Source organism: Chamaesiphon sp. OTE_20_metabat_361 (genome assembly GCF_031364565.1).
On the sequence record NZ_JANLWO010000845.1, the window covers coordinates 1 to 6,472 of the forward strand.

Annotated in this window: 9 protein-coding genes; 4 read left to right on the forward strand and 5 right to left on the reverse strand. The window is 45.4% G+C overall.

Annotation, left to right across the window (positions count from 1 at the left end; all coding sequences use genetic code 11):
- Positions 1–136: 136 nt before the first annotated feature.
- Positions 137–730, forward strand: a complete 594-nt coding sequence (locus RMO35_RS23690; protein WP_309744956.1) for a CPBP family intramembrane glutamic endopeptidase — start codon at positions 137–139, stop codon at positions 728–730.
- Positions 731–869: 139 nt separating this feature from the next.
- Here the strand turns inward: RMO35_RS23690 and RMO35_RS23695 are convergent, their stop codons facing one another.
- The 4 genes from RMO35_RS23695 to RMO35_RS23710 form a co-directional block, all read right to left on the reverse strand.
- Positions 870–1,481 carry a hypothetical protein gene (locus RMO35_RS23695; protein ID WP_309744958.1) on the reverse strand — a complete coding sequence of 204 codons (612 nt, stop codon included), beginning with the start codon at positions 1,479–1,481 and terminating at the stop codon, positions 870–872.
- Positions 1,482–1,569: 88 nt separating this feature from the next.
- On the reverse strand, positions 1,570–1,947 hold the full coding sequence (locus RMO35_RS23700) for a VOC family protein (RefSeq protein ID WP_396135721.1): 378 nt from the start codon (positions 1,945–1,947) through the stop codon (positions 1,570–1,572).
- A gap of 115 nt (positions 1,948–2,062) precedes the next feature.
- Positions 2,063–3,037 carry a cysteine synthase A gene (locus RMO35_RS23705; RefSeq protein ID WP_309744962.1) on the reverse strand — a complete coding sequence of 325 codons (975 nt, stop codon included), beginning with the start codon at positions 3,035–3,037 and terminating at the stop codon, positions 2,063–2,065.
- A gap of 114 nt (positions 3,038–3,151) precedes the next feature.
- Positions 3,152–3,946, reverse strand: a complete 795-nt coding sequence (locus RMO35_RS23710; protein ID WP_309744964.1) for a nucleotidyltransferase domain-containing protein — start codon at positions 3,944–3,946, stop codon at positions 3,152–3,154.
- A gap of 141 nt (positions 3,947–4,087) precedes the next feature.
- Here RMO35_RS23710 and ispF point away from each other — a divergent pair, with 141 nt between their 5' ends.
- Positions 4,088–4,570 carry a 2-C-methyl-D-erythritol 2,4-cyclodiphosphate synthase gene (gene ispF, locus RMO35_RS23715; RefSeq protein ID WP_309744970.1) on the forward strand — a complete coding sequence of 161 codons (483 nt, stop codon included), beginning with the start codon at positions 4,088–4,090 and terminating at the stop codon, positions 4,568–4,570.
- A 204-nt stretch (positions 4,571–4,774) separates the two neighbouring features.
- Positions 4,775–5,362 (forward strand): NYN domain-containing protein, encoded by a 588-nt coding sequence (locus RMO35_RS23720; protein WP_309744966.1) that lies wholly within the window; start codon positions 4,775–4,777, stop codon positions 5,360–5,362.
- Here RMO35_RS23720 and RMO35_RS23725 read toward each other — a convergent pair.
- On the reverse strand, positions 5,342–5,935 hold the full coding sequence (locus tag RMO35_RS23725) for a histidine phosphatase family protein (protein ID WP_309744968.1): 594 nt from the start codon (positions 5,933–5,935) through the stop codon (positions 5,342–5,344). The genes RMO35_RS23720 and RMO35_RS23725 overlap by 21 nt on opposite strands.
- Before the next feature lie 373 nt (positions 5,936–6,308).
- On the opposite strand from RMO35_RS23725, the gene RMO35_RS23730 reads away from it, so the two are divergent.
- On the forward strand, positions 6,309–6,472 hold a 164-nt coding region (locus RMO35_RS23730), incomplete at its 3' end, for a sigma-70 factor domain-containing protein (protein WP_309744971.1).

Below are 6,472 nucleotides of genomic sequence, written 5' to 3' on the forward strand. Positions count from 1 at the left end.
TAATAATTAATAATTGGGGTTTTAGGATGAGGATTTAACCCCCCTGTTCTCGTTAATTCAACTAAAATCACCTCTTACCCCTTACCTTTTACCTCTTACCTCTTACCTCTTACCCCTACCCTCTACCCTCTAAAAGATGAGTAACTCGCACAATCCTGAAATCGAACCGCTATCGCGAATGCAAATTCTGATCGCGATGGCGGTGACTGCGATAATTTTATTTGGAGTAGCTAGGCTGTGGCTGTACTTGGGCGATCTTCAGTTACGTCCGCTGTCGGTGACAGTTAGCGATGTGGGTTTTGGTTTAGCTCTAGGGTTGGGATTGACTGGTTTGAGTGCGATCGTGTACGCGGCGTGGGCGGCTTATCGCGAAAGTGCCGAGCTTTATCTAGCAATGGTGCTCAAACCGCTTGCGCTCCCCGATACGATTTGGTTGGGGTTGTTGCCGGGATTGAGTGAAGAGTTATTATTTCGCGGTGTGATGTTACCTGCGATCGGCTTAGATCCGATCGGAATCGTGTTATCTTCCCTGTGCTTTGGAGTATTGCACATGACCAATGTTCAACAATGGCCGTATGCAGTTTGGGCAACGCTAGTCGGCATGTTATTGGCATATACAATGGTCGAAACTGGTAACTTGTTCATTCCGATCGTGGCACACATGACTACCAATTTTATTTCAGCGGTGACTTGGAAAATCCAGCAGCCCAAACTAAAGTCTCGATCGTAATTACTCATATCTTGCATCAAAACAAAATTACTAGTGTTTTAGTGGATAGTGAATAGTAGATAGTGGATAGTTTTGGTACTAAAGCGTAATTTCTGAGGCTGGTTTTATTAGTTTTTGTGTACTGATGCAAGATGTGAGATTATTTACCTTGGACTCCCATCCCATCTCGATCGCCACTATTGAGCCAAATTTGACAATTCTGAGGTGGTATTATACTACCAGCTTGCCGATCGGTGGAGCCACTTTTCACATCACAGGTATAACGCGCTAAGGAAATCTTGCGATCGTTACAAATTTTGAGGTCGTAACCATAACTTTGAGCGACGCGACCGAATCTAGAGAGCGTGCGATAGCGATCGACGTAATCTAAGATGTTCCAATACTGACTATTAACTAATAAATAAATCTGGCTCTGGCGACGGTTGGCAATCCAGTTGACAACCAATTTTGATGGCAGTTGTTCGTTTGTCCACCACAAGCTGGGGATAGTATTGCCTTCGGGCGATACAGTATCGGCGGTGATAATATTTGGATCGGCACCAACTTCCGTAGGCTTTAATAATGTGAGATTTACATCACATACTTCTGACCCAGATGGTATCGAATTTGACTGAGCGAAGACTGGACAATTGAGCCAGAGTGCTGCTACTAAGCAGATGGCATTAGCAATAGCATGACGAGTGCAGACCCCGCTAAATTTAGTCTGACAGTGAAAAAGTTTCAGAGTTAAGATTGTCTGGTTGACCTGCATGGTAGATAGTGACTATTTTTCAGCCATGACGCTCTTTGCATCATAATTGTGCGATCGACTTTAGCCTCCAGATGAGATCTCTAGAATTTTATGAATCGGTACCGAGCCAAGTTAACTCGATCGCATTACCGTCAGGGTCTTGGGTAAATAGTGCCGCTCTGCCAGAATTACTCATCTTCACGATACAATTGGCCGCTATTAACTGCTGTTTGGCGGCATCTAAGTCACGAACTGATAGCGCGATATGGGGATTGCGCGTCGATACATTGAGATCGATCGTATCGTTAAAACGAGCCTCAACATTTTCAATTAAGTGCAATTGAAAATCGCCAATTTGATACCAGACACCTGGATACTTGAGCTGACGATCGATCTGTTTCAATCCTAATACCTGCGTGTAGAACTCGATCGAACGATCCAAATTGGAGGCGATTACTGCTACATGTAAACAACTAACGATTTCAATCATTTAGGATAGTGAATAGTGGATAGTGGATAGTGGATAGGAAGAATACTGTAGGGTGTGTTATCCCGAAGGGTAACGCACCAAAGATCTATATTCGTTATGTTGCCTATCGATATCAATCAACTTTCAATCCTTTAGTTGCTAACCATTCGCGGTTGAAAATTCGAGATTGATATCTGGCTCCGCCATCGCACAAGATGGTAACGATCGTGTGTCCTGGACCCATTTGCTTTGCCACTCTTACCGCTGCTGCGACATTAATACCGACCGAACCGCCCATGAATAATCCATCTTTTCGCAGAAGCTGATAGACAACTTCAATACACTCCTGGTCGTGAATTTGGATCGCATCATCGATCGGTACGCCTTCCATGTTACCAGTAACCCGACTATTTCCAATTCCTTCAGTTATCGAACTACCTTCGAGGGTAATATTGCCAGTTTTCACATAACTATATAAGCCACTCCCCATCGGGTCGGCAATGATGCTTTTAATTTGAGGATTCTTTTCTTTAAGGAACATTGAGACACCCGCAAAAGTGCCGCCCGTACCTGTCGATGATACCCAGGCATCGATTTTACCATCAGTCTGCGCCCACATTTCGGGGCCAGTCGTTTCGTAATGTGCCAAGCGGTTAGCGAGATTTTCAAACTGATTTGCCCAGATTGCATTTTCCATTTCCGCTGCGACGCGACCGGATAATTTGACATAATTATTTGGGTCTTTATATGGCACAGCGGGCACTGTCCGGACTTCTGCGCCGAGAGTTCGTAGCGCCTCGATCTTTTCCGCTGACTGAGTTTCGGGGATGATAATCAGGCATTTATACCCCTTAGCGTTGCAAATATGCGCGAGTCCGATCCCCGTATTGCCAGCGGTACCTTCGACGACAGTACCGCCCGGTTTGAGCATACCCCGCCGTTCGGCATCTTCAATAATGTACAAAGCGGCGCGATCTTTGACCGAGCCGCCAGGATTGAGAAATTCTGCTTTTCCTAAGATCTCACACCCAGTTTCATCGCTAAAACTATTCAGCCGGATCAGTGGTGTATTGCCAATTGTTTTAGTAATTCCGTGTTTGATATCCATAGCCTTTTGAGTGTATTTTGAAATTAAATGTGACTAAAGTATTAACGATTGAGACAATTAAGAGCGTAGTTATACAAATACAATTAAATAATTTCTGTTTATTTGAATTTACTCTTAAGCTTGAGTGAGAACGAGTTTTCTAAATAGCCGATCGATTGCCGCTCCATCTGTTTCATGCTTGGGAATAAGTTTGACAGCCGCTTCGCAATGTTCGATCTCCGTGCGGATAAAATCATTGAGAAGTGGAATTGGTGCGATCGTCGTCGCTTCGTTAGCAGTGAATTTGATAGTCAATAATCGATCGATCTCAGCTAAAATATCTGGGCGATCGCTAATTAAACTCAATAAGTCATTAAACACCATTGGCGGAAAGGTTTGATATGTAACTATCGATTTAGCTGCTAAAATTGGTCGCAGTGCATAAAAGTATTTTTTCAACTTGACAGTATCGGTTTGAAGTGACTCGCGATAGCAGTTCGTCGCCATATTTAAATAGTGATGAATCCCCGCTCGCGGTGCATAGTACTGCTGGGCTAATTCCAGTAATTTATGAGGTAAATTACCATCAGCTCGATAAACTATCGGCGATTGAATCCATTCATAAATTGCAGAATTCGAGCCTTTAAATAATTTCAGCGCTTTACGCAGATCCCAACCATTAATATCTAATAGCGAATCGATCGGCAGATCGATCGTATCGGGACGATCTTCAATCGATAAGTACCATTCTAAAGGACGCAGATAAATAAATCTCACGTCATAGTCACTATCTGGCGAGGGAAAACCCCACGCGCGACTCCCTGACTCGCAAGCATAGAGAATAGTAATCTGCTCTTGGCTGGCTAGCTGTTGTAATTGTGCCCCGATGCTACTGACAACATCAGCATTCTGCGCCGCGATCGTCTCCATCTATTTTTTTATGCCAACAAGATCTTCAGCAATCGTATAATACCGATGTGGCAGCATTCTCAGTCGGTGATGACCGATCTTGCCGTCTGTGCGATACGATTCTTATTAGCTATTTTGCCATATCTCACTCCTCAAATCTCCATGAACATTCGCATTGGCAATGGTTACGACATTCATCGATTAGTCTCGGGGCGTCCCCTGATTTTGGGAGGCGTTCGCCTCGAACACGAACTGGGCTTACTCGGGCACAGCGATGCTGACGTGCTGACTCATGCGATTATGGATGCGATGCTGGGCGCATTGAGCCTCGGCGATATCGGGCACTATTTTCCCCCTACAGATGCTAAATGGGCGGGAGCCGATAGTATCGAACTCCTCAAACAAGTCAATCATCTCATCCTCGATCGCGGCTGGCAAATTGGCAATCTCGATACCGTCATCGTCGCCGAACGTCCCAAGCTCAAGCCCCACATTCACACTATGCGAGATCGATTGGCAAAGGCATTACAACTATCCCCAGAACAAATCGGCATCAAAGCCACCACCAACGAGCAACTAGACGCCACTGGCAAAGAAGAAGGCATCTGCGCCTATGCAGTCGTCCTGTTACAAAATAGGGAATAGGGGATAGGGAATAGGTAAGAGGTAAAGGTAAAAGGTAAAAGGTAAAAGGTAAGAGAATAAGCCACTAAGTTCGCCCAGTCTCCCAGTCTCCTCGTCTCCCAGTCTCCCCCTCTCCTCAGCCACCCCCCTATCCACTTATTCCACAACTTGCTAATATTAGGGAAGTTAATATAAAAATTTATTAAGGAAAGTGTAATTTGAACCATGCCTCCCTCACGCAAGCAAGCTGTATTACTCGTTGATGGCTACAACGTGATTGGAGCCTGGACAGAGTTACACGACCGTCATACCGACCGCAATCCACTCACTTCGGGATCGAGAGCCGACTTAGAAGCCGCGCGGAATAAGTTGATCGAAGCCCTAATTAACTACAGTGCGTTTGAGGACTACCAGACCAAAGTAGTTTTTGATGCCTACAGTCGGGATGCACCAGCTTACTGCGAGATAATTACACCTAACTTATCGATCCATTACAGCGACTTTCTCGAAACTGCCGATACATACATTGAGAAGTTCTGTGCGGCATTCCGGCACGATCTTCAGTACTCCGCTTCGAGACTGATTGTAGCAACCTCCGATCGCGCCCAGCAACTGACCGCGATCGGATTTGGTGCCGAATGGATCTCCTCGCTACAGTTGATCTCCGATGTCGATTTCAGTGCCAAACGAGCAAAAAGAAGGCACCGCCCGCAGAAACAATCTTCTGGAAGATTTTTATTTAACTCCCTCGATCCCAAAGCGCAGGCTAGACTCTCTGCACTCCGTCATGGCTTACCCATCGACGACACCTGACCAGCGATCCCCTTCCTTCACCAGTTTAATAATTCCGCCACATGGCAAATCATGAGCTAGCCAGTCATCGTTGCTAGTTAAGGCAGCTACGATTCCCAGTACAGAGCCTTTGTGGGCGATCGCGATCGTCCGATCGCCATTGTCATTGAGTTTTTGTGCTATGATATTAAGACGTATGTTTAGTGCATCTGTAGTTTCAGGGTAACAGGGCACAAGTCGAGATTGATAACCAGCATCAATATTTGGGTAATAGCGCAACAATTCATCGATCGGAGTAGTTGTGGGAAATTCTGTCGTCCAGTCTTGACACAACCACTCACACAAACCCCATTCCAACTGAATCGGTAATTTTAGTAATCTTGCCAGCGGGTCTGCTGTCTGAATCGTTCTGAGAAAGGGAGACGTATAAATCCGATCGACCTTGATGTCGCTTAACTTTTGAGCCAACCAGACAGCTCGATCGTGCCCTTGCGGTGAGAGTGGCGGATCGTAAGGATAAATCGCTCGATCGAACCATTCCGGTTCGCTGAAGTCCAATCTATGTGCGTGGCGAACTAACCAAAATGTTTGCATTAACTTTAAATAACTCCAATTTGTGCTGTAGATCGCCTTCGCGTAACAAAATCTTAACTATGATGAGAGTGAAAGTAAATCGATCGAGACGGTTATTAGGGCATGTTTTGGCGTGTATACCGACCCGACAGTGCCTTCACCCGCGCGAAATCATTACCGTCAGCCAATTGGCTGAGTATGAAAAAAGATCGCCAGTGAATGTGTACAAATGTTAAGATTATTAGAACAACGTAAAAGTAAACTTGAGAACAAACTGTAGCTAAGGCTAGTTTCGGTACCGATCGATCTTCGCAGACCAATTGTACCCAATAGAGCCACCACTGCTGCAATCGAGATTTTGCATCTAAATCCCCACTACATTTTAGCCAGAGTCATGAAAACTGCTCAAGCATCAACCGATACTGTCCGTACCTACCTTCGTGAAATCGGGCGCGTGCCCTTGCTCACCCACGAACAGGAAATCCTGTATGGTAAGCAGGTACAGCAGTTGACGATCGTGATGGCGGTCAAGAATACTCTACTCGAAGAACTCGGTCG

Bases quoted from the DNA above. Each gene is read 5' to 3' on its own strand.
- RMO35_RS23690 (WP_309744956.1), top strand. From the start codon at position 137: ATGAGTAACTCGCACAATCCTGAAATCGAACCGCTATCGCGAATGCAA.
- RMO35_RS23695 (WP_309744958.1), bottom strand. From the start codon at position 1,481: ATGCAGGTCAACCAGACAATCTTAACTCTGAAACTTTTTCACTGTCAG.
- RMO35_RS23705 (WP_309744962.1), bottom strand. From the start codon at position 3,037: ATGGATATCAAACACGGAATTACTAAAACAATTGGCAATACACCACTG.
- RMO35_RS23710 (WP_309744964.1), bottom strand. From the start codon at position 3,946: ATGGAGACGATCGCGGCGCAGAATGCTGATGTTGTCAGTAGCATCGGG.
- ispF (WP_309744970.1), top strand. From the start codon at position 4,088: ATGAACATTCGCATTGGCAATGGTTACGACATTCATCGATTAGTCTCG.
- RMO35_RS23720 (WP_309744966.1), top strand. From the start codon at position 4,775: ATGCCTCCCTCACGCAAGCAAGCTGTATTACTCGTTGATGGCTACAAC.
- RMO35_RS23725 (WP_309744968.1), bottom strand. From the start codon at position 5,935: ATGCAAACATTTTGGTTAGTTCGCCACGCACATAGATTGGACTTCAGC.